This window comes from Rhodococcus sp. NPDC057529 (assembly GCF_042802055.1).
Lineage (GTDB): Bacteria > Actinomycetota > Actinomycetes > Mycobacteriales > Mycobacteriaceae > Rhodococcus_F.
On the sequence record NZ_JBHVEY010000022.1, the window covers coordinates 42,859 to 64,286 of the forward strand.

A 21,428-nucleotide genomic window follows, 5' to 3' on the forward strand; every position below is an offset into this window, starting at 1 on the left:
AAGAAACAGAAGCAAACGGCTGTGTTTTTGTTTTTTGTCCCGGTTTCTCGATTTTTGGCCCCCCCCCCCCCCCCCCCTTTGGAAGGGAAAAAACAGCTCCTCCCCGCGGCCCGAAGGCCGTTGTTCCCGCCGCTTTACGCTCGATAACGGGGTTCCGCCGACCGCGTAGGCGCAGGTCGGAGTCGAGGTTTGCGTTTGCGCCGCACCTGGGGCTGTGGGTTGTCGCGGCGGAGTCCGGCTCAGCGTCGCGGTTCGATGAACAGACCTTTGGCCTCCACTGTTCGGGTGCCGTCGCACTCGATCCACGAGTTCACCCATACTTTGCGGCCCGAGGCCGAATCGGCGGTTGCATACAGGTTGAGCGGACGGTGCAGGGGGGTGGGTGCCAGATACGTGAGGTCGAGCTGGGCGGTGACACACGTTCGGCCCGTCGACTCGATCAACAGCCCGAGCATGCAGTCCATCAGCCATGCCCCCAGACCACCGTGTAGGCAGTCTCGAGGGCCTTCGGCGAGGGCGTCCGCTGTCACGGTCGCAGACGCCGTGGTGCCGTCGGAGGAAATTTCCAACGGGATCCAGGATGGGTTGTGAACGCCGATCCGCCGTGTGTGGGCGGTTGCGGTCGTTGCGGGGCTGGCGAACTCTCCGAGAAGCACGCCGGGTCTGAGCTCTTTTTCCACGAGTTCCGAGGCCTGCGCGACGAGGTCGGCTGACCGCCGGAGGTCTTCGATGTCTGCGCCTGTCGTGGCCGCCGCATGCATCAGCCGACGCACGGCTGTCACCAGATCGCGGTGGGTCTGCAGCCACTGTTCCGGGAGATCGGAAAGGTGGGTCCGTTCCTGGGTGAGGTCCTCGTCGATCTGCCGCATCGTGTCGTGCGTCATGGCTGCCGGGGATCGGCGAGAGCCGGCTCGAAGACGGGTATGCGGGTGTGGTTTCGGTTTTCGAAGCGCACCTGCAGTGCCATGCCGATCTCGAGGTCGGTCTCGGGGCAGTCGACCACGTTCGACATCATGGTGGGTCCTTCCGCGAGGCGGACCAAGGCGACCGTGTAGGGGGTCAATGCTTCGAATTCACCGGCGGCGCGGCGAACAACGCTGAAGGTCTCCAATGTGCCCGCACCGCTCGCCGCGCGCCACACCACGTCCAGGGAGGCGCAGTGGCTGCATAGAAAGCGCGGATAGAACTGCCATTGCTCGCAGGTGCGGCAGTACTGGATGAGCAGCTCGTCGCGTTCACAGGCGTTCCAGAACGTCGCCGCCGGATCCTCGTGAGAATCGACTGCCTCAAATGTTTCTTTCGGTGCCATCAGGCCCTCCCCAGGATCAGGAATCCGTTGTTGGCCAGCCAGCTTCCCTGGCCGTGTACCAGTCCGAGTTCGGCGCCCACGACCTGGCGCTCGCCGGCCTCACCTCGAAGCTGGGTCACCGCTTCGACGACCGAGTCGAGAGCAGCACCCATGCCGGGGTGCCGGAAGGCCAGGGTCCCGCCGTGGGTGTTCATCGGGAGCGCCCCGCCCAGTTTGATTCCGCCGTTTTCTACGAAGGCTCCGGCTTCACCCTTGTCACAAAAGCCCATGTCTTCGAGAAGGATCAACGGCACGATCGCCGCGGGATCGTAGACCTCGAGGAAGTCGATGTCCGCCAAGGTCACGTCCGCCCGCGTGAGTGCCTGCCGGGTAGCGACACCGATGTGGTCGAACTTGGCGACGTTCGGTGCCTGGCTCAAGCTCATGAACGCGGACGCTTCGCCGTACCCACGGATCTGTACGGCTCGGTCGTTGCGAGGTCGTTTGGTGACCAGGAACCCCTGTCCTCCGCCGGTGGAGATCAATGCCAGCATCGAGCGGGTCAGTGGGCTGCTGGTGACGGTATCGCTCAGCACGGACTCGACGGTGAGCTCACCCTTGACTTCGGTGTGGGGATTCAAGAGTCCGTGCTCACGGATGGTCACCGCCAGATGCGCCATCTGTTCGAGAGTCGTCCCGTAGTCGTGCATGTGGCGGGTGGCCATCAGGGCGAAGGCGGTCGGAATGATAGGACCGAAGGGGCGTTCGAAGGTTTTGTCGAAGCTCTTCATGTAGAGGTCGATCGCGCCGTCGATCCCCAGGGTGGTCGCGAAGTTGTCGGCGGACAGTACCAGGACGTTGGAGGCGAGCCCGGATTCGATGGCTGCTTCGGCCATGTGAATAACGTCGATTGCGGGCCGGCCACCGTACGGTGCCATCGTGGTGTACGTCGGAGTGATTCCGAGATACTCCGCGAGTTCGGCTGGATTGCACTCGAACGGTTGCGGAATCGACGAGGACAGCACCACACCGTCGACTTCCTTCAGATCGACCTGGGCGTCAGCCAGAGCGCCCAGTGCCGCGTCGACGAGAAGTTTCATGTACGACGGTGCTGGGCGGCCGCGGCCGACGATCTGCTGAGATACACCCGAGATGTAGGTCGGGGCTGCGTCTGTTTCGTTGGTTTTCATGTTTCCCACCTCCCTTGCTGGAAGACAACGCTTCCGGCGTCAGGCCTCCGAGTCCGTCATCGGGATCGGATTCCGTTTGGATTTTGATGCGTCTGACAATGCCGTGTGACGTCGGAGCTGGAAGCGGACGACGACGATCGCGGCCGTCGCGAGGAGCGCGAGCAGGGCGGCGACCCGGAAGGCACCCGGATAGCTCACGAGCCCGAACCGACCGAAGGCGCCGTCGGTGGAAGCATCGAAGACCAGGGCAAGCCCCGCAAGCCCCAGACCGCCGCCGATCTGTCCTGCCGAGTTGAACATCGCACCCCCGATTCCCGCGGAGTCGAGACCGACGAGCGTGACAACCAGGTCGCTTTGCGCGACGAAGGCGATGACCTGGCCGACGATCGCCAAGAAGAGTGCGGCGAGATACAGGACCGCGTGTGATCTCTCGGAGAGGTAGGAGGCCGCGATGGGTCCGAGTGCGCATACTGCTCCCCCGGCGATGATCAGGCTGTCTCGCGACTGTCCGCGCGATAGTGCTCTGGCGGCGACTCGGGATCCCAAAAGCGCTCCGACGGCCAGTGGAGCCAGCCACAGCGCTGCGGAGGTCATGCTCAACCCGACAAGTTCTTGGAGTGCGAGCGCGCCGAAGTAGTAACTGCCTGCCCATGCCGCGTAGAGCAGGCCGGTCGCGATCAGCACGCCGACAAGGCCCGGGACACGCCACAGGTGATGCGGAATCATCGGGCGCGTACTGCGGCGTTCGTGGACTGCAGCACCTACCCACAACGCTCCTGCGAGGGCCATCGTCGTCAAGGCGGTTACCTCTCCCCACCCGGTTTTCGACCCCAGCGCCAGCCACAATGCGAAAAGCAAGAGCGCCGTCGAGATGAGTATGGCCCCCCAATAGCTCGGGGCGGGTTTGTTCGGCGCTGCTATCGACGGTAGTCGCCAGGCCAGGAGGGTGAGGATCAGAACGACAACGCATTCGAAGACGAACACCGACCGCCAACCCCACGCGTCGGACAGGATGCCACCGGCGAGCGCTCCGGCTCCGAAGCCGATCGCGCCCGAGGCCGCGAAAGCGGCCAGGTTGCGCGACCGCCGGCGTGGATCGGTAGTCGAGACGGCCAGCCACGCCAGCCCGCCTGGGACCGCCAGTGCCGCACCGATGCCTTGGATAATCCTGCCGGCGATCAGCACCCACGCGGTCGGAGCCACGGCGGCCAACGCGGCACCGGCGGTGGAGATGGCGAAGCCTGTGATGAGGATCGGCCGGCTTCCCACCGCATCCGTCAGGCGTCCTCCCCACAGGACCAGTGCGCCGAAGACGATGGCGTAGGCCGACACCACCCATGACAGACTCGACGCGCCGCCACCCAGGGTGCCCGCGATATCCGGCACCAACAGGGGGCAGGCACCGATATTGATCGCGTTCATCAGCTGGGCGGCGCACGCGACCGCGACCGACACCCGCGCGCTCGGCTTCGACCGCGGTCGATACCGGTGGTTGTCCGCGCGACGCGACCGGCCCGGTAGCGCGGGACTCACTTGCGGGTCCGGGACCACTTGTGAATGTTGTTGCGTTGGATGGCGGACGAGCCGCCGATGATCGGCATGACGAGGACGTCGCGAACATAGCGTTCACAGTCGAAGTCCTTGACGTATCCGTATGCGCCCATGATTGTCTGGGCGTTCAGGACCACCGTTTTCGACGCCTCGGTGACGAACAGTTTGGCCATCGAGGTTTCGACGCCGCATTGGACGCCGCGACCGGCAAGCACAGCCGCGTCGTCCAGAACGAGCCGGGAGGCGTGCAGCTGAACCTGCATGTCGGCAAGCGTGTGGGCGATCGACTGGTGCTTGCTGATCGGCACTCCGAACTGCTCACGCTCCTCACAGTAGGCGAGCGCATCCTCGTAGGCGGCGGTGGCGATACCCAGCGACATGGCGGCCACTTCGAGTTTCTCGATATCGAGGCCGCTGCCGGTGATGAGTTCCCAGCCGCGGTTCCACGCCTCCTCACCACCCATGAGGTTGTCGACAGGGATCCGCACGTCCGTGAAGGAGACGTCGGTTGTGTGAGTCCCCTTCAACCCCATCGTGTCGATCGGAGTGATCGTCACGCCCTCGGCGTTCGACGGGATGACGATCGTCGAGAGGTTGTGGTACTTCGCGCCTTCGGGGTCAGACTTTGCGAGTGTGTAGATGTAGTCGCTCAGCCCGGCACCCGTACAGAACCGCTTGGAACCGTTGACCACGAGTTCATCGCCTTCGCGACGGACGGTGGTCTTCACGCTCGCGAGGTCGGCACCGACATCGGGTTCGGTCCATCCGTACGCGAAGATCATCCGTCCCTCGGCGATTTCGGGGAGCCAGCGCTTCTTCTGTTCCTCGGTGCCGCACTCGACGACGGTCATCCCCGCGTAGCAGCTCGCCATGATGTACGGGACTGCGACCGCCAGGCTTCGCTTGGAGAGCTCTTCGATCGTCATCAGCGTCGCCGGTATGTCTGCACCCGATCCGCCGTACTCCTCGGGGATCGCCAGGCCCATCACGCCCAATGTGGCCAGGCGATCGAACACCTCGCGGGGAAAGGTGTTGTTCTTGTCCCACTCGGCGACGACGGACCGGGGCATCTGTTCGGCGACGAATCGACGTACGACGCTCCGGAGTTCGAGGGCGTCCTCCGACAGGGCGCGTTGCGTGTTGCCGGCCATCACTTGCCCTGGAACTTCGGTGTCCGTCCTTCACGGAACGCGGCCACGGCTTCGGCGTGGTCGGCCGTGCGGTTGGACAGGCTTTCGTAGGCCATGGACGTGTCCATGATCGAGTGGGCCAGCTGCTTGAGACCAATGTTGGTCGAAATCTTGCTCCAGCGAATAGCTTTGGTGGCGCCGTTGCGCAGACGACCGGCGAATTCGTTGACGCGTTCGTCCAAGGCTTCGCTGGGCACGGCGTGGTTGATCAGGCCGATGTCCGCGGCGACGCTGGCCGGGATCAAGTCTCCGGTCAGCAGGTACTCCTTGGCACGGGCGTATCCGATCAACTGCGGCCAGATCACTGCGCCGCCGTCGCCGGCGACGAAGCCGACCGAGACGTGCGGATCGCCGATCTTCGCGGACTCGGCGGCGAAGATGACGTCGCAGAACAGAGCGAGGGTGGCACCGAGGCCGACAGCGTGACCGTTGACCTTCGCGATGATCGGCTTCTCCAGATCGAGCAGGGAGAAGATGATGCGCTTCGCCTCGCTGACTGTCTGTTCGAACGATTCCGGGTCATCGACGGCTTCCTGCATCCAGTCGATGTCTCCGCCCGCCGAGAATGCCCGGCCGGCGCCGGTGAGCACGACCACGTCGACGTCGGCATCGCGCTGGAGATCGTCGAAGATGGTGGACAGCTCGGTGTGGAGTCGAGCGTTGGCGACGTTGAGCTTGTCGGGCCGGTTCATGGTCACCGTTGCTACACGGTCGACGACGTCGACGATGAGGTACTGGTATTCGTTGTAAGACATGATGGTTCCTCCGGTCAGCGGGACTTGGCCGCGTCCTTGTAGGTTTCGCGGGCGATGATGATTTTCTGGATCTCACTGGTGCCGGCACCGATCTCGTGGTGCTTGGCATCCCGGTAGAGTCGCGCAGCCGGGTATTCCTCCATCAGGCCGTAGCCGCCGAGGACCTGCACCACCTCTCGGGAAGCCTCGACCGCGGCCTCCGAGCTGTACAGCTTGAGGATCGAGGCGGCACGGGTGACCTCTTCACCGCGTTCGAGGGCCCTGATCAGGTGGTAGAACATGACCCGGCTCATTTCGACACCGGTGGCCATTCGGGCGATCTTGTCCTGCGTCAGCTGGTACTCCGACAGGGCCTGGCCGAAGACCTTCCGCTCGCTCGAGTACGAGACGGCGAGGTCGAGGCAGGCCTGGGCGATTCCGGTGTTGGACGCGCCCTCGAAGACCCGTTCGAGGTCGAGGCCCTCGAGCATGTAATAGAAGCCCTTCTCGGCCTCGCCGAGAATCTGGTCGTCGGATACGCGCACGGAGTCGAAGAAGACCTCCGCGGTGGGGGAACTGCGCAATGACATCTTCTTGAGCGGGCTTCCGACCGTCAGTCCCGGAGTTCCGGCGTCGACGATGAAGCAGGTGCCGCCGTGTGCGCGGCGGTTTTCGCCGCTGGTGCGGGCGAAGACCAGGAAGTGGTCGGCGATCGGGGCGTTGGTGATGAAGGTCTTCGAGCCGTCGATGATCCAGTCGGACCCGTCGCGGCGGGCGGTGGTGCGCGGGCTCAGTGCGTCGGACCCACCGTGCGGTTCAGTCAGGCAGATCGATGCGGAGGCCGTGCCCTCGATCAGGGGTACCAGGTAACGCTGCTTCTGCGCCTCGGTACCTCGCTTGATCAGATGCCGTGCGACCAGGCTCATGTTGACGAAGAGTGTGGCGTCCAGGCCGGCGTCGGCGCGGGCGGTTTCCTCCGCGAAGATGGCACGGGTCATCAGGCTTCCGCCACCACCGCCGTACTCCTCGGGCGCGAACGAGCCGAGGAGGCCCTGCTCGCCCATCTTCTTCAACAGTTCCGCCGGCGGGCGGCCGTCACGCTCCATGTCCTCGACGATCGGCCGCACATGCTTGTCCATGAACTTCTGGACGACGTCCTGGAAGGCGCGCTCTTCCTCGGTAAGCAAGGAGTGAGCCACTGACTTGGTCTGCATGGTGAAAGTCCTTTCAAAACAAGGGGTTAGAGGTCAGAGACCGAAGAGGGAACGGACACGATCGGCGTCCTTGTCGGCGAATCGCTTGGTGTAGCCGGCACGGCTCGTGGGGAGGAGTCCGCCCTTGCTGGTGAGATCCACGCGCATCTCGAGGGTCTTGAGGCCGATGACCAGTGCGTCGAACACCGGCACGTCGAGGCCTGAGACCTGGGTGTACCCGGCCGCGGAGGCGATGGTGCTCAATCCCGCGCTGCCGAGGACGATGGCGGTGGCACCCTGGTCCACGAGTTTGTGGGCCTGTTTGTCGAGTTCGGCCACAACCTTTTCCGGATTGGTGAAGCCGTCCGTGAAGGCTTCCGCGGAGGGGATGTCGATGCGCTGCACGCCGGCGCAGCGGCCGAGCAGCCCGCTCTTGGCGACCAGACTGTGGCACACCTCGGCCCAGGCACGATCTTCAACCGTGATGACTCCGAAGCGGTATGCATACATCGAGGCCAAGTGCAGCGAGGCTTCCCACGGTCCCACCACCGGGACATCGACGAGGGTGCGTGCTTCGATCACGCCCGGGTCGCCGGTGCAGGCCACCATGCAGCCGTCGACACCGTCACGGCCGGCCTCGGAGATGTTGTGGACGACGTCGACGGCGTTGAGTGCATACGGGTAGGCGAACACCGTGTCGGCGGCGCGCTTGAGCTTGGCCCATCGGTGAACGATTTCGGTGTCCGGCCGCTTGTACTTGTCGAAGACTTCGTTGACCAGCTTCGTGTACGGCTCGGATCCCTGCTGGGAGTTGATGTGTACGACTGAGAGCTTCATGGATTCACCATTCTATCGAGCGACCGTTCGATTAGTGTAGTCACGGGAAGGCCGTGGAAACAAGGGTCGAGCGGGAGACAATCGGTTGTCAGTACCGAAACTGGGTCGGGATTCGGTTCGTATTCACTTCAAGGCTCCGACCGACAGGCCCCCGCAGGCGACGAGCGTCTGCCCGGTGATGTACCCCGCCCCGGGAGAGGCCAGAAACTTGACGCACGCGGCGATTTCTTCGGTCGTCCCGGCCCGGCCCATCGGAATCTTGGAGGTTTGTTGTTCACGGAACTCTGCGGGGGTGGACAGGAACATCCCTGTCGCGATGACCCCGGGCGAGACGCAGTTGACCGTGATTCCATGGCGGGCGAGTTCGATGGCGGCCGACCGCGTGAGACCTTCGATCCCGGCCTTCGCCGCGCTGTAACTGATGCCCGCCACTGTTCCGCGGGAGGCGATCGAACTGGTGTTGACGATGCGGCCGAATCCACGCTCCTTCATGCCGGGGGCGAAGGCGCGCAGGGTGTTCAGGGTCGATTTCAGGTGCGTGTCGAGGACGAGAGCGAAGTCCTCGTCGGTGATCTTCGACAGCACGGCGTTGCGCACCGCCCCTGCCAGGTTCACCAGCACGGTGGGGGCGGCGAACTGCTCGGTGACGTCGGCGGCGAGACCATCCACGTACTCGCGGCGGGAGACGTCACCGGCGTGGGCGGACGCGCTCAGTCCCGCGGCCGTCAGTTCCTTGGCCACCCGCTCGGCGCCGGAGGGGTCGATGTCGACCACGCATACGTGCGCGCCGGCGCTGGCCAGGGTGTGGCACACTGCCGCCCCGATGCCGCCGCCGCCGCCGGACACCAGCGCGACTCGATCGGACGAAGTCATAACGGTCTCCTTCATCGGCCCTGGTATTCGGGGGCTCGTCCCTCGAGGAATGCGGTGATTCCCTCACGGTGATCGGCGGTATCGAACAGTGCGGAGAAGATGTCCACCTCACGTCGATGTCCCTCGTCGAGCGAGTGACGAAGTCGGTGATTGGCCGAGCGTTTCGCGGCCTCCACGGCGAGCGGGCCGGCCTTGTTGATCCGCTCGGCGACCTCGAGGGCCGCCTCGACGACTGTTCCGGAGGGGCAGACCGAATCCACGAGACCGATCCGCTGTGCTTCCTCGGCGCTGATTCTGTCGCCGGTGAACAGCAACCGCTTCGCTGTTCCGGAGGGGAGGGCGGTGAAGAGCATCTGAGTGCCCCCGGCTCCTGGGATCAACCCCAGCTGCACTTCGGTGACGCCGATCTTGATGTGTTCCTCGGCGATCGCGAAGTCGCAGGCAAGCATGAGCTCTAGCCCGCCGCCGAGGGCGTGGCCGTTCAACGCGGCGATGACCGGCACTCGGAGGGAGAACAGTTTTTCCTGCATGGCCTGGACCCGCAGCGCCATCCGGGCTGCGCCGGCGCGGTCGATGCTGGTGAAGTACCGGATGTCGCCGCCGGCGACGAAACACTTGCCGAGTCCGGTGAGGATCATGGACCGGTAGGTGCGATCCTTCTCCACCTCGCCGGCGGCGCGGGCGATCGCGTCGGCGACATCCGGGTGCAAGGCATTGACCGGCGGATTGTCGATCGTTACTACCGCGGTCTCCCCGCATCTTTTCACTGACACGTATTGTTCGATCACGTTTTCACCTGCTTCGAATGGGGCTGTGAGGCCGTCCGGTCTGGGATTTTCAGAGAATGCGCTTGACGAGCGAATCGGGGGCGAACCGCAGCACGAATTCGAAGAAGGTCCACGGCCACCAGGGCACGCAGGCGTCCTCTACTTCGCGCTCGATTGCCCGGACGAGGGCGGTCGCACCGGCGGAGGCCTCGACCAGCAGGGGGTGCCGCTTTCCTGTCCGGTCCTGCATCTCCGACTCGATGTACCCGGGCCGGATTGTGCTGACCTTGATGGGCACCTGCTTGGCCTTGACGTCCGAGCGGATTCCCTCGGCCAAGTGCACGAGCGCGGCTTTCGTCGCCGCGTACACGTTCATCGGTCCGGGCAGGCCGCGTCCAGCGGTCACCGACGACATCACCACCAGATGGCCGGAGCCTTGACGGTAGAACAGCTCCATCGCCGCTTCGCACTGGGCGATGCCGGCAACGAAATTGGTCAGGGCGGTGTCCCGGTTGGCGGCGAACCGCCCGCTACCGACGCGACCGCCTTTGCCGATTCCGGCGTTGACGACGATGCGGTCGAGTCCCCCCATCTCCGCTGCCGACTTCGCGAACACCTCGAAGACGGCGTCGTGGTCGGTGACGTCGAGCTGGTGCATCAGCACGCGGCTGCCCGGTGACTGCTGCTCGATCTCGGCCTTGACCTTCTCGAGCAGTTCCAGGCGGCGAGCGGTCAGAACCAGATCACAGCCGCGCGCAGCGAACGCTTTCGCCATGCCGGCCCCCAGCCCGGAGCTGGCACCGGTGATCAGAACTCTCGTGTTCATGCATTCTCCTCGAGTCTGCGGTATCCGGGAGCCTCGCGCCCGATGGTCCGATCACCGAACGGGTGATTGATCGGGGCAGCTCGCTCGTCGACGACGATCTTTTGTCGCGGCGACCCGCCGCTCACAGCACCTCGACGATGGTGGCGTTCGCCATTCCGCCGCCTTCGCACATGGTCTGCAGGCCGTAGCGACCCCCGGTGGCTTCGAGGTGGTTGACGAGGGTGGCCAGCAGCCGTGTTCCGGATGCGCCCAGCGGGTGGCCCAGCGCGATCGCTCCGCCTCGCGGGTTGAGCTTGGCCGAATCCACGTCGAACTCGCGCTGCCAGGCCAGGGGTACCGGCGCGAATGCCTCGTTGACCTCGAAGGCATCGATGTCGCCGATGCTCAGACCGGAGCGCTTGAGTGCCAGTTCGGTCGCCGGGATCACGCCGGTCAGCATCAGCAGCGGATCCGATCCGGTGACGGCGAAGGTGTGGAAGCGGGCACGTGGTTTCAGACCGAGTGCCTGCGCCCGCTCTTCAGTCATGATCAGCGCCGCGGAGGCCCCATCGCTCAGTGGCGAGGAATTGCCCGGTGTGACGGACCAGCTGATCTCCGGGAACCGCTGTTCGAGGGAGGCGTCGAAGAAGGACGGGCGTAGCCCGGCGAGTCCTTCGGCGGTGGTGGAGGCGCGCACGGTTTCATCACGCAGGTGCTGGGTGGTCTGGCCGTCGTCCGTCGCAAGGTCGATGGGAACGATTTCGGTGTCGAAGGCACCGGAGGACGCGTGGGCGGCTGCCCGTTCGTGCGACCGCGCCGCGTAGTCGTCCAGTTCGGTGCGCGACATCTTCCACCGTGCGGCAATGATTTCCGCGCTCACGCCCTGGTTCACCAGTCCGTCGGGATAGCGGACGCTCAAGGGTGCGAGCGGATCGCCCCCGTGCATCCCGGAGAACATCGGGACACGGCTCATCGACTCGACGCCACCGGCAATGACGACGTCATAAGCACCCGCGAGCACACCCTGGGCAGCGAAGTGCACCGCTTGCTGACTGGAACCGCACTGCCGATCGATCGTCGTCGCCGGGACCGACTCGGCGAAGTCGGCGGCGAGTACTGCGGACCGGGCGACATTGACGCCCTGGTCCCCTACCTGCCCCACGCATCCGATGATGACGTCCTCGATCACACTCGAGTCCACACCGGTGCGGGCGAGCAGTTGCCGCATGGTGCTGGCCAGGAGGTTGACGGGGTGCACTGTCGACAGCGCTCCCCCGGGCTTTCCTTTCCCCGATGCGGTACGGACGATGTCGACGATCACTGCAGTTGGCATGTGTTCCTCACAGAGGTGGTAGGTGGTGCTGGCGTCCGGTGACGGCTGCCTGCGGTGGTTCTCGCACCCAGCCGATGCCGGGCGTCGATGGTGGCTGCCGCGGTCATCGTGATACTTCTTGCGAGATGAACCAGTCGACGGCGGTGCGGAGTTCCCGCCACTCCTCGAGCGGGGGACTGTCTCGATCTGCCGCGAGGAGATTGATCGCCACGTGGTCGGCGCCGGCCTCGAGTTGCGCGGCGACGCGGGAACGGATTCCCTCGACGCCCCATGCAAACAGTTCGTCGATCAGGCGGTCGCTGCCATTTCCCTCGAGATCGCTTTCCGTGAAACCGAGGCGTGCGAAGTGCTGCACGTAATTCGGCAGCTCAAGGTAGAACCGAAGGTAGGTACGCGCGATCTCCCGCGCCTCACCGTCGGTGTCGGCCATGATGGCCGGCTGGGTGACGGCGAGGAAGGAATGCGGGCCGAGCACGGCCCGGGCGCGCCGGGTGTGATCGACGGTGGCGTTGTAGGTGAGCGCGCCGCCCGCATCAGTCCTCGCGAGCTGCAACATCTTCGGGCCCAGGGCGCCGAGGATGGTCAGCGCCGAGTCGGGCACCTGCTGCCGTTCGGGCTGGCGCACGATATCAGTCAAGTACGACGTCATCGCCGGGATCGGGGGACCGAAACTTTGTCCTCGGCGCGCCACGAACGACTGGTGACTTACACCCAGCCCGAGCACGTAGCGGTCCCCGTACAACTCCCACAAGGCCCGGCGTCCGCTTGCCACCGAACGTGCGTCGCGTGCGTAGATGCTCGCGACCCCGGTTCCGATGGTCAATCGTTCTGTGGCCGCCAGATAGGACGAGGCAGCGACGAGTGCGTCACGGCCGGCATCTCCCGGTAGCCACAGCGCTCCAAAGCCCTGTTCTTCGATCTGGCGGGCAACCTCGAGTGCGCGTGGTACCGGCAGTGGGTCCAACGTCGCGGTCCAGATTCCGACGAGCCCACCCGCGAACCGCCGGCGCTGCCGGTGGTCCTCCTCGCGGGTGAGCGGTTCGCTCATCCGCCGACTCCTACCGTGCCGCCCTGTGCGAGCTGATCGGTCAGGACGAACTTCTTGATCTTCCCCGATGGGGTGCGCGGAAGGGATTGAGCGACGACCAGTTTCTGGGGCCAGAACTGCTTCGACATTCCCACCTTTTCCAGGTGCTTGACGAGGTCCTCGAGGGTCGGTGCGGGACCGGCGGGCACGACGACTGCGCACACACGCTCACCGAGTCGCTCATCCGGGTAGGCAACAACGGCAGCTTCCTGCACATTCTCATGACTGAACAGCGCGTTCTCGATCTCCACTGCGGAAATGTTTTGTCCGCCCCGGATGATGATGTCTTTCGTTCGTCCGTCGATGCGGATACCTCCGTCGGGGGTGACTCGGCCGAGATCGCCCGTGTCGAACCATCCGTCGGCGGTGAACGCCGCTGCAGTCAGCTCAGGCTGCTTGAAGTAGCCGGCGAAAACGCTGGGCCCGCGGACCTGCAAGTTTCCGGTGGCACCGGTGAGGACCGATTGACCGTGCTCGTCGACGATCCGGACATCCTGCCAGGGAACCCGGAATCCGTCGCTGGCCCCGAGGGTGGTCACATCGGCGCCGAGTTGGTGGATCGAGGCGATGCCGGTCTCCGAGCACCCCCAGAGCGAGACCAGGCTGGTCCCGAACAGCTCGTGCATGGACTCTGCCAACGGGGCGGGGATCGCCGCCCCACCGCAGGCGAACGCCCGGAAGGTCTGCTGAGTCCGGGGCGTCCGCTTCTGGGCCTCGATCATGTCGAGTGCGAAGGTGGTCGCCGACAGCGTCCAGGTGATGCCCTCGACGGCGATCGCGTCGAGCAATCCTTCGACGTCCCACACGTCTTGGTAGACGATCTTCTGCCCGGTCGACAGTGGAACCAGCATGCCGTGGATGAAACCGGTCAGATGGCCGAGCGTGGATGCCATGAAGGCGACGTCGTCCCCGGTGAGTTCGAGCGCACGGGTGACCACGCGATGATAGCCCGACCATGCCGTGTTGTAGGTGTGCATGGCGGCCTTGGGCGTGCCCGTGGTTCCGGAGGTGAACACCAGCATCGCGATGTCGTCGGGACCAGGACGGCGCCGATCCAGGGCATCACTCACATCGGCGGCGATCTGACCCGATGAGCCCAGGAAGGTCTCCTCGAAGGACGAACACCCAGGCGTCTCCCGCGACGCGTTGAGTACGAAAACGTGTTCCAGGGTAGGAGTTTCGGCTTTCAGACCCTGCGCCATGGTCGCATAGTCGTACCCGCGGAATTCCTCGGGCACGAACAGCACCTTGGTGCCGGCGTGGGCGAGCATGAACCGGAGTTCACGCTCGCGGTAGATGATGGGGATCGGGTTCGGCACGGCGCCCACGCGCATGGTCGCCAAGGCCAGGGCCGCACCTTCCCATCCGTTCGGGACCTGAATGGTGACGACATCGGCCGGCTGCACTCCGAGTTCGAGAAGCTGGGCCGCGAAGCGATCGACGAGTGCGCCGAGTTGTCCGTACGTCACCGTGCTCGGAAGCGCGGTGCCTTTGCTATACGAGACCACGGCCGCCTTGTCGGGATACCTACCGGCCGCGACCAGGAAGTCATCCAGGAAGGTTTCCTCACGCCAAAGGTTCTCTGCCTCGAATTTCGCCACCTCGTCCGCGTTGAACGGCCGCAGCGATGACTCGAAGACCGCACCCTTGTGCTGCCGCATCCGCATTTTTGCCTCCTCGAAGCATCTTCAGCGCACTCCGCCAATATTCGAGCGGGCGCTTGATTTAATAACTGTATGACGCCGGGGTGCTGCGGTCAAGGTCCTGGATCCGTCTCCGCCGGAGATCGGTACCTAGCCGATGCACGAAACCGGTCGTGTCGGTGGCGATCTGAAGTTCTCCCCTCGAGGAAGTGCACGCCGAGCCCGCGCCTGCGTCGGCTCTACGCGGGCCGAACGCCGGGTTTCGTACCTGAAACCCGGCGTTCGGCCTGTCATCACATCCTGGGGGAAGCGCCCGTCAGGTGGGGGTAGGAAGCCCCACCATGCGTCGCGCCAGTCGCACGAAGTCGGCGGTGATTTCCTCGAGTCCCAACGGCCCCTGGGGGTCGTACCAACTCGACAGTGCCGTGATCATCGAGAGCATCGAATTGCGGGTGATGGTCAGGTCGACGATGTCGAAGCGGTTGAGCAGGGTGCCGTCCCGGAGAATCTCGTGCAGTGTCGAATCGAATCGGTCACGGAGTTCGACGTAGGACTCGTGCCGGGCCCTCGACAGCGCCCGGGTCTCGATGGACGCGATGAAGGTCTCTTTGTGCCGCGCGATGTGCCACTTGACGAGAATCCGAACGAAGGTCTCGAGCCGGGACTCGACGTCATCGGGGTCGATCCCCCCCAAGCCCTGCTCGAGATCTGCGACGATCTCCTCGAGAAGGTCGATCAGCAGTCGATAGAGAAACTCTTCCTTACTGCGGAAGTAGTAGTAGAGCGACCCTGATTTCAACTCGGCCGCTTCGGCGAGCTGACGAGTGTTCATTGCCTCGTAGCCGTGCTCGAAGAGGAGTTCGACACCTGCCGACCGAACTCGTCTCCAGGTCTCGTCACGACTAGAGCCCGCCGTCCTCAAATCAAACCTCTTCTCATGTCCGCGTCCTCTCACGTCTAGGCCGCGCCCGACCGGCGGTTGCGCCGCAAGCGGCCGACCCCCACGTGCATTGCCGATGTGGTCGCCGAATTTCCTCAGTCTAGCGACAGCGTCGACGGCAGCAGATCGCCGTTGACGAGGGTCAGCGCAATTTTCGTCTCGATTCGGTGGTGATGGGGGTGGGTTCCTAGTCCCCCCGCGCCCGCACGGGGGGCGGCGTGATGAGAGCAAGGTTCATCGGCTCGGAGACGAACCATCGGCTGACCACCCGCTCGAGGAGTTTCCACTGCCCGTCTCGGCGTTCGCACTCGTCGTCGTACGTTGCGGCAACCAGGCAGGGGTCACCCTCGGCGGTAATGCAGATCGCGAAGGAATCGCTCACGGCTCGGGCGCGGTCTGGCAGGTCGAATTCGATGATGTGGTTCGTCGTCCAGTGGTGGGTGCTCACATAGCTTTTCGCGACGAAGTCGAGTGCGTTCGCCAACTCTGTCAGGCCATTGAACCGGCCGTTCTGGCGTCCCACGATGTACTCCGCGTCCTCGTGCCAGATCGACAGGAATGCGGAGGGGTCACGGCGATCGATACCCAGGCAGTATTTGGCACCGAGTTCCATAATCGCCGCGCGGCTGCGCAGCTCGTCGATCTGGCGCGCGAGTTCCGTCGAGTCCGTCATTCAAGTCCTCCCCGAGGCGCTGGAGTTCACTGCTTCGCGTGAAGCGGTGCCGGCGCCGGCGGCAGTGACCCGATCCAATTGGCGCCTGCGTTTCCCGATCCAGGATTTGCTCTGCACCGGAAGCAGATCGAATCGGTCTCCTTCGCCGAACTGGGCTAGCTCTTCTCGCGCGGTCACTGGCCAGGATGGGTTGATGAGCGCTTCGCGACCGAATGCCACCAGGTCGGCGGCAGCGGTGCGAATGACGTCGTCGGCTTGCTGGGCATCGGTGATGAGCCCGACCGCAAGGGTGGGAACTTCCGCGCGCCTCCGTAGTTCCGCGGCGAGTTGCACCTGGTAGCCGGGCCGGATCTCGTTGTAGTAGGCGCCGATTCCTCCTGAGGAGCAGTCGATCAGATCAACTCCGACCTCTTTCAACCGCCGCGCAAGTTCGATCGAGTCCTCGACGGTGATACCACCTTGCTCGCCGTCGATCACAGAGATACGCACCAGCAGTGGACGCTCGTCCGGCCACACCTCACGGACAGCCTCGGCAACGCGCAGGGGAAAGCGCATTCGTCCTTCGAGATCTCCACCGTATTTGTCCGTTCGGGTGTTGCTCAGAGGCGACAGGAATCTGTGGAGCAGATAACCGTGCGCTGCATGGATCTCGAGGACGTCGAACCCGGCTTCGGCCGCGCGCTTCGCTGCCGATGTCCATGCGTCGAGCTGCTGTTCCAGCTCGGCAGCGGTGAGCGCGGAGGGTCGTTGCCATCCCGCGGAATGCGGTTCCTCCGTTACCGAATAGATGTCCCACCGGCTGTCGGCCGGGCGTTCCTCCTCGGAAACCCATGGGGGAAGAGTGGCGGCCTTCGCGCCCGCATGGCCCAGCTGCAGTCCGATTCGGGCGCCGTACCCGTGTGCGAAGTCGACGACACGGCGCAACGACGGAATCTGAGAGTCATCCCATAGCCCCAGGTCACCATAGGTAAGTCGCCCCTCGGGGCTGATCGCCGTGGCCTCGACCATCACCAGACCGAACCCGCCGAGAGCGAAGCGGCCGAGATGGACAAGATGGTAATCATTGGCGATACCCTGGTCGGCCGAGTACTGACACATCGGCGACACGACAGTCCGGTTCCGGAAGGTGACGCCGCGAAGGGTCCACTGGTCGAAGAGCCGATCGGGCTTGCCTTGCATTTTCGGTTCCTTCCTCTCTTACACATCGAACAGCTAGATGGACGGGCTGTCACGCAGTTACGCCGCTTCCATTACATTAATCGATCGAATGCTTGATTTATTGGTAAGATATGCCGCAGCGCCCGGAAGGTCAACGGCGAATCCGCCGAGCCGACGCGTCGACGCGAACATCGCCACCCACTGACCGCTGGCACCGCGACCACACCGGCACCCCCGACCCAGCTGAGTACCGGCAGTTCCTGACCTCACGCGGACGCGGTCCGGTACTTGTGAGGCGATGCCTACCCACCAGCGCAGGAAGCCGAGAGATCGTGATTGCCGAGTCAGAAAACACGCAGACGCCCAGAACGCGCCCGACGATCGGTGTCGTTCGGGAGTCGAACGACGGTGAGCGTCGGGTGGCGTTGGTGCCGAAGATCGTGGCGTCGTTGATCGCCAAAGGCGTCGACGTGGTGGTCGAGTCGGGTGCCGGATTGGGCGCGCTGATCCCGGACGAGTTGTACAAATTGGCAGGAGCCGCCATCGCCGGCCCGTGGTCGGCGGACGTGATCGTGAAGGTCGCCCCGCCGTCGGACGAGGAAGTGGGCCGGTTGCATGCCGGGCAGACCCTCATCGGGTTCCTCGCCCCCCGCAACCAGGACAATCAGGTCGCCGCGCTGAAGTCGGCGGGCGTGCAGGCGTTCGCCGTCGAGGCGATCCCGCGTATTTCCCGCGCCCAGGTGATGGACGCGTTGTCGTCGCAGGCGAACGTGTCCGGCTACAAGTCGGTGCTGCTGGCGGCGTCGGAGTCGACCCGGTTCTTCCCGATGCTCACCACCGCCGCGGGCACGGTCAAGCCGGCCACGGTGCTGGTGCTCGGTGTCGGTGTCGCCGGCCTGCAGGCGATCCTGACGAACTGATGGCGAAGGCGATGAACCGGTCCATCCCGGCGATCGTGGCCGGCGGGTTCGGTGGCGGCGTCGCCGCGGCCGTCGGGGACGGCACCGCGAAGACGGCGAAGTCCACCTCGGCGGCGGACGCGGCGATCCAGATGGCGTACGCCAACCAGGTCATCGTGGTCCCCGGCTACGGGTTGGCCGTCGCGCAGGCCCAGCACGCGGTCAAGGACATGGCCAAGGTGCTCGAGTCGAAGGGCTCCGCCGCCAGCCTGCGTGCCGCGCTGCTCCGACTCTGGAACCTCTGACCTGGCTGTCGCTATGAAGCACACCGGGGACGTGACATATTCGCCGGTCAGGATGTTTTCTACGGGCGTTGTGGGCGAGGCCGGCACACGTGCTGACGGAGATGAGATCGGCTCGTCGCTGGGCTTGTCCGGCGAGATCCTGGACTTCCGACTCGATGCTGATCCCGCGGTCGGGCGGGTCCAGCGCTGTATTTCCTGCGCACCCGCGCCGAACTGCCATCGCCACCCCTCACCGATGTCGAGAAGGCGCTGACCGGCCTCGGGCATCCGGGCTCACGGGTTGCGGACCGGCCATTTCGTCCGCTCCCCCGGGCTCCGGACGGCGTTGGCGGGGCTGTGGGAACAAGCTCGCCGGTGTCAGTCGGCGCACCCGCCGTCCGAGTCGTCATCAGAGCTCCCGGCGGTTGTGTCCGGCCGGAAACGGCGTGGTGGGGGCCGGTAATGCTCGACGAGACCCCCACCGTCGGCGTCCGCCGCGGCAGGAGGCGATTCGGTCGTGCCGCGGTCGCGTTGCTCCGCGCGGACGTTGTGGTCCCAGTAGCTGCGGCTTCGTGGTGAGCGTGCGTTCTTCATCGGGTCCCCCATCTGGTGATCACGACCCGGGTCATCCCGCGCGGCGGCGAAGGACTCAGTGGCGGTCTTCGCACGCCCCGACCTAGGTGCGAAGACAGTCGCCGGTGGGCGAGTATGCCGAGATTCCGACATCACACTCGGGACTGATCGTCGCACCCGATCTGTGACCGTGTCGACCCCTGCACACCGACCGCACCGCCCTGCTCAAACTCACCACCGACGGAACCCCCGGCCTCACCCCCACCCGTCTGCCCACCGCACCGACGACCGGTGTTTCTTCGTCCGAAACCCGGCCGGAGACCCCCCGGCTACCCATCAGCTTCCGCATCTTTCTCCGCACAATGACCCACAGCCGCCCCTAACCTACTCGCCCACAACCGACACGAAAGATCACAGCCGGTTGAATCAGATTCCAGCAACCCAGCGGAACGATTACTGGAATCGTCTGCGGCGGAGTCGAACTCGGATACGCCCTGAGATCCGATGGATCGTGCTCGACGGATGTCACCGCCAGGTCCACACTCGTCGCAAGACACTCCGTTACGTCCGCCGCCAGGCAGCCCCGCAGCGGTTCGCCTTGACCCCGAGTGGCACGTTTCACAATTCATCTACCGCCCAGTAACCAACCCGGGTACGTCTACCGTCCCGGCCGTCCCCGGGAGAGCCGAAAGGAACGGAGGAGAAGGGGTTGCGGGCGATGTCCCGATTGTGGGTATCCCAGAGCGTGGGTCAGACTCCCGCCCGAGCGCGAAGCGCTGTCAACAGCCCACGTCGCTTGCCTGTGTCCGGATCGACCTGCGGACGCGGGTCGGTGAACTTGCGTTCCGACGCCGTCTCCGGCGCGTCGTCGGCGGTCGCCGTGAGGAACTTGTTCGGCAGCGCCAGCTTGGCGATGGTCCGCCACGACTGGAAGTACTGCGCCGGCAGCGAACCCGTGGTGTAGGGCAGGTCGTACTTCTGGGCCAGCGCCTGGACCCGCACGGAGATCTCACGCAGGCGGTTGCTCGGCAGGTCCGGGAACAGGTGATGCTCGATCTGGTAGCAGAGGTTGCCGCTCAGGAACTCCATGACCGGGCCCGCCTCGAAGTTCGCGCTACCGAGCATCTGCCGCAGGTACCACTGGCCCCGTGTCTCGTCCTCGAGTTCTTTCGTGGTGAATTTCTCGGCGCCGTCCGGGAAGTGACCGCAGAAGATCACGGCATTCGCCCATAAATTGCGGATCATGTTCGCCGCCAGGTTCGCGGTGAATGTCGTCAGGAACGCCGGCCCGGTGAGCGCCGGGTAGACGAGGTAGTCCTTGCCCACCTGACGGCCGACCTTCCCGGCCACCTCACGGCACCTGCGCTCGAACTCCTCACGGCCGACACCGCCCCCGGCCACCTTGCCGAGCTCGAGGTGCTGGAGAGCAACGCCGTACTCGAAGAACAACTGCAGCAACAGGTTGTAGACCGGGTTGCCGACGCTCAACGGCGTCCACTGCTGATCGCGAGTGACCCGCAGCATGCCGTAGCCCACGTCGTCATCCATCCCCAGCACATTCGTGTACTTGTGGTGAACGTAGTTGTGGGTCTGCTTCCAATGCTCCGACAGCCCGGCGATGTCCCACTCCCAGAACGACGAGTGGATCTCCGGATCGTTCATCCAATCCCACTGCCCATGCAACACGTTGTGACCGAGTTCCATGTTCTCGATAATCTTGGCGCTGCCGAGCATCGCGGTGCCCGCAAGCCACGCCGGTGGGAACAAGCTCGCGAACAACACGGCGCGCCCACCGATTTCGAGTGACCGCTGCAACCGGATCGCGTTTCTGATGTACCGGGCATCACTGTCCCCGCGCGAGGCTTCGACGTCGCGCCGGATCGCGTCGAACTCGATCCCGAGCGCTTCGACATCCGCCGCGGTCAGGTGGGTGTACGTCGTGACATCCGAGATCGCCATACGGCTACGCTAGCGTAGGTTACGCAACAGTAGGTTACGTCCAGGTGAGAAATGCGTTAGCGCGGAAACCGGACGTCGATGCCGACAAGAACGCTGCAGCCACGATGTCGTCACCGCACTCACCCACCGCCCTACCAGAAACGGCACCGCCGACCCACAATCCCATGCGACCCTCACTCCCAAGCCGACAGAGTTCGAGACGAGGAAGGCCCGCCGTGACCATCGACGACCTCCGCGAGCGCGTCACCCAACTGCGATCCGACCTGCACACCCTCGCGGAACGCATCAAGGAGCTGACCGACGCCTTCGACGCGTACGATCACACCACCGACACCCCGTCCCCAGCAGAGGTGATCGACAGCCTCAGCGATGCCCGACTGGACCTGAACACCGCCGACCGACACCTCGAGACCGCGATGCGGCACGCCGACCGACTGTCCACCGGATGAAC

The 21,428-nt window shown here is 64.7% G+C and carries 19 protein-coding genes and 2 pseudogenes; 3 read left to right on the forward strand and 18 right to left on the reverse strand.

Going from position 1 to position 21,428, the window contains the following annotated elements; translation table 11 throughout:
* Positions 1–239 precede the first annotated feature (239 nt).
* The 17 genes from ACFU5V_RS33210 to ACFU5V_RS33290 form a co-directional block, all read right to left on the reverse strand.
* Positions 240–884: a PaaI family thioesterase gene (locus ACFU5V_RS33210; RefSeq protein ID WP_378704218.1), complete on the reverse strand. Its 645-nt coding sequence runs from the start codon at positions 882–884 to the stop codon at positions 240–242.
* Complete coding sequence (locus tag ACFU5V_RS33215; protein WP_378704220.1) at positions 881–1,309, reverse strand: Zn-ribbon domain-containing OB-fold protein; 429 nt, start codon at positions 1,307–1,309, stop codon at positions 881–883. Before ACFU5V_RS33215 ends, ACFU5V_RS33210 begins: the two co-directional genes overlap by 4 nt.
* The gene (locus ACFU5V_RS33220; RefSeq protein WP_378704222.1) at positions 1,309–2,478 is read right to left on the reverse strand and encodes a thiolase family protein; all 1,170 of its coding nucleotides are present in this window, start codon (positions 2,476–2,478) and stop codon (positions 1,309–1,311) included. Before ACFU5V_RS33220 ends, ACFU5V_RS33215 begins: the two co-directional genes overlap by 1 nt.
* Before the next feature lie 39 nt (positions 2,479–2,517).
* The gene (locus ACFU5V_RS33225; RefSeq protein WP_378704224.1) at positions 2,518–4,011 is read right to left on the reverse strand and encodes an MFS transporter; all 1,494 of its coding nucleotides are present in this window, start codon (positions 4,009–4,011) and stop codon (positions 2,518–2,520) included.
* Complete coding sequence (locus ACFU5V_RS33230) at positions 4,008–5,180, reverse strand: acyl-CoA dehydrogenase family protein (protein ID WP_378704227.1); 1,173 nt, start codon at positions 5,178–5,180, stop codon at positions 4,008–4,010. Before ACFU5V_RS33230 ends, ACFU5V_RS33225 begins: the two co-directional genes overlap by 4 nt.
* The gene (locus ACFU5V_RS33235) at positions 5,180–5,974 is read right to left on the reverse strand and encodes an enoyl-CoA hydratase/isomerase family protein (RefSeq protein WP_378704230.1); all 795 of its coding nucleotides are present in this window, start codon (positions 5,972–5,974) and stop codon (positions 5,180–5,182) included. The genes ACFU5V_RS33230 and ACFU5V_RS33235 overlap by 1 nt, the downstream gene beginning before the upstream one ends.
* Before the next feature lie 14 nt (positions 5,975–5,988).
* Positions 5,989–7,167: an acyl-CoA dehydrogenase family protein gene (locus ACFU5V_RS33240; protein WP_378704232.1), complete on the reverse strand. Its 1,179-nt coding sequence runs from the start codon at positions 7,165–7,167 to the stop codon at positions 5,989–5,991.
* 33 nt (positions 7,168–7,200) lie between these two features.
* Positions 7,201–7,983 (reverse strand): aspartate/glutamate racemase family protein, encoded by a 783-nt coding sequence (locus ACFU5V_RS33245; protein WP_378704235.1) that lies wholly within the window; start codon positions 7,981–7,983, stop codon positions 7,201–7,203.
* Between the two features lie 123 nt (positions 7,984–8,106).
* Complete coding sequence (locus ACFU5V_RS33250; RefSeq protein ID WP_378704238.1) at positions 8,107–8,856, reverse strand: SDR family NAD(P)-dependent oxidoreductase; 750 nt, start codon at positions 8,854–8,856, stop codon at positions 8,107–8,109.
* 11 nt (positions 8,857–8,867) lie between these two features.
* Entirely contained in the window at positions 8,868–9,644 is a 777-nt protein-coding gene (locus ACFU5V_RS33255; protein WP_378704241.1) for an enoyl-CoA hydratase/isomerase family protein, read from the reverse strand.
* 49 nt (positions 9,645–9,693) lie between these two features.
* A complete protein-coding gene (locus tag ACFU5V_RS33260) occupies positions 9,694–10,449 on the reverse strand; it encodes an SDR family oxidoreductase (protein ID WP_378704243.1) in 756 nt (251 codons plus the stop codon).
* A 121-nt stretch (positions 10,450–10,570) separates the two neighbouring features.
* Complete coding sequence (locus ACFU5V_RS33265) at positions 10,571–11,761, reverse strand: thiolase family protein (RefSeq protein WP_378704246.1); 1,191 nt, start codon at positions 11,759–11,761, stop codon at positions 10,571–10,573.
* Between the two features lie 103 nt (positions 11,762–11,864).
* Positions 11,865–12,809 (reverse strand): TIGR03620 family F420-dependent LLM class oxidoreductase, encoded by a 945-nt coding sequence (locus ACFU5V_RS33270; protein WP_378704248.1) that lies wholly within the window; start codon positions 12,807–12,809, stop codon positions 11,865–11,867.
* Complete coding sequence (locus tag ACFU5V_RS33275) at positions 12,806–14,515, reverse strand: AMP-binding protein (RefSeq protein WP_378704250.1); 1,710 nt, start codon at positions 14,513–14,515, stop codon at positions 12,806–12,808. Before ACFU5V_RS33275 ends, ACFU5V_RS33270 begins: the two co-directional genes overlap by 4 nt.
* Positions 14,516–14,807: 292 nt before the next feature.
* Positions 14,808–15,446: a TetR/AcrR family transcriptional regulator gene (locus ACFU5V_RS33280; protein WP_378704253.1), complete on the reverse strand. Its 639-nt coding sequence runs from the start codon at positions 15,444–15,446 to the stop codon at positions 14,808–14,810.
* 172 nt (positions 15,447–15,618) lie between these two features.
* Positions 15,619–16,104 (reverse strand): nuclear transport factor 2 family protein, encoded by a 486-nt coding sequence (locus ACFU5V_RS33285; protein ID WP_378704256.1) that lies wholly within the window; start codon positions 16,102–16,104, stop codon positions 15,619–15,621.
* On the reverse strand, positions 16,105–17,283 hold the full coding sequence (locus tag ACFU5V_RS33290) for an NADH:flavin oxidoreductase/NADH oxidase (protein ID WP_378704259.1): 1,179 nt from the start codon (positions 17,281–17,283) through the stop codon (positions 16,105–16,107). It lies immediately after the preceding gene.
* A 314-nt stretch (positions 17,284–17,597) separates the two neighbouring features.
* Between ACFU5V_RS33290 and ACFU5V_RS33295 the strand changes: the two are divergent.
* Both ACFU5V_RS33295 and ACFU5V_RS33300 read left to right on the forward strand, forming a co-directional pair.
* Positions 17,598–18,176: pseudogene (locus tag ACFU5V_RS33295) on the forward strand (NAD(P)(+) transhydrogenase (Re/Si-specific) subunit alpha); the annotation flags it as partial.
* Positions 18,165–18,418 (forward strand): annotated as a pseudogene (locus ACFU5V_RS33300) (NAD(P)(+) transhydrogenase (Re/Si-specific) subunit beta); the annotation flags it as partial. The pseudogenes ACFU5V_RS33295 and ACFU5V_RS33300, both read left to right, overlap by 12 nt.
* 1,350 nt (positions 18,419–19,768) lie before the next feature.
* Here the strand turns inward: ACFU5V_RS33300 and ACFU5V_RS33305 are convergent.
* Positions 19,769–20,977: a fatty acid desaturase family protein gene (locus ACFU5V_RS33305; RefSeq protein ID WP_378704261.1), complete on the reverse strand. Its 1,209-nt coding sequence runs from the start codon at positions 20,975–20,977 to the stop codon at positions 19,769–19,771.
* A gap of 215 nt (positions 20,978–21,192) precedes the next feature.
* Between ACFU5V_RS33305 and ACFU5V_RS33310 the strand changes: the two genes are divergently transcribed.
* Positions 21,193–21,426, forward strand: a complete 234-nt coding sequence (locus ACFU5V_RS33310) for a hypothetical protein (RefSeq protein WP_378704264.1) — start codon at positions 21,193–21,195, stop codon at positions 21,424–21,426.
* Positions 21,427–21,428: the final 2 nt, after the last annotated feature.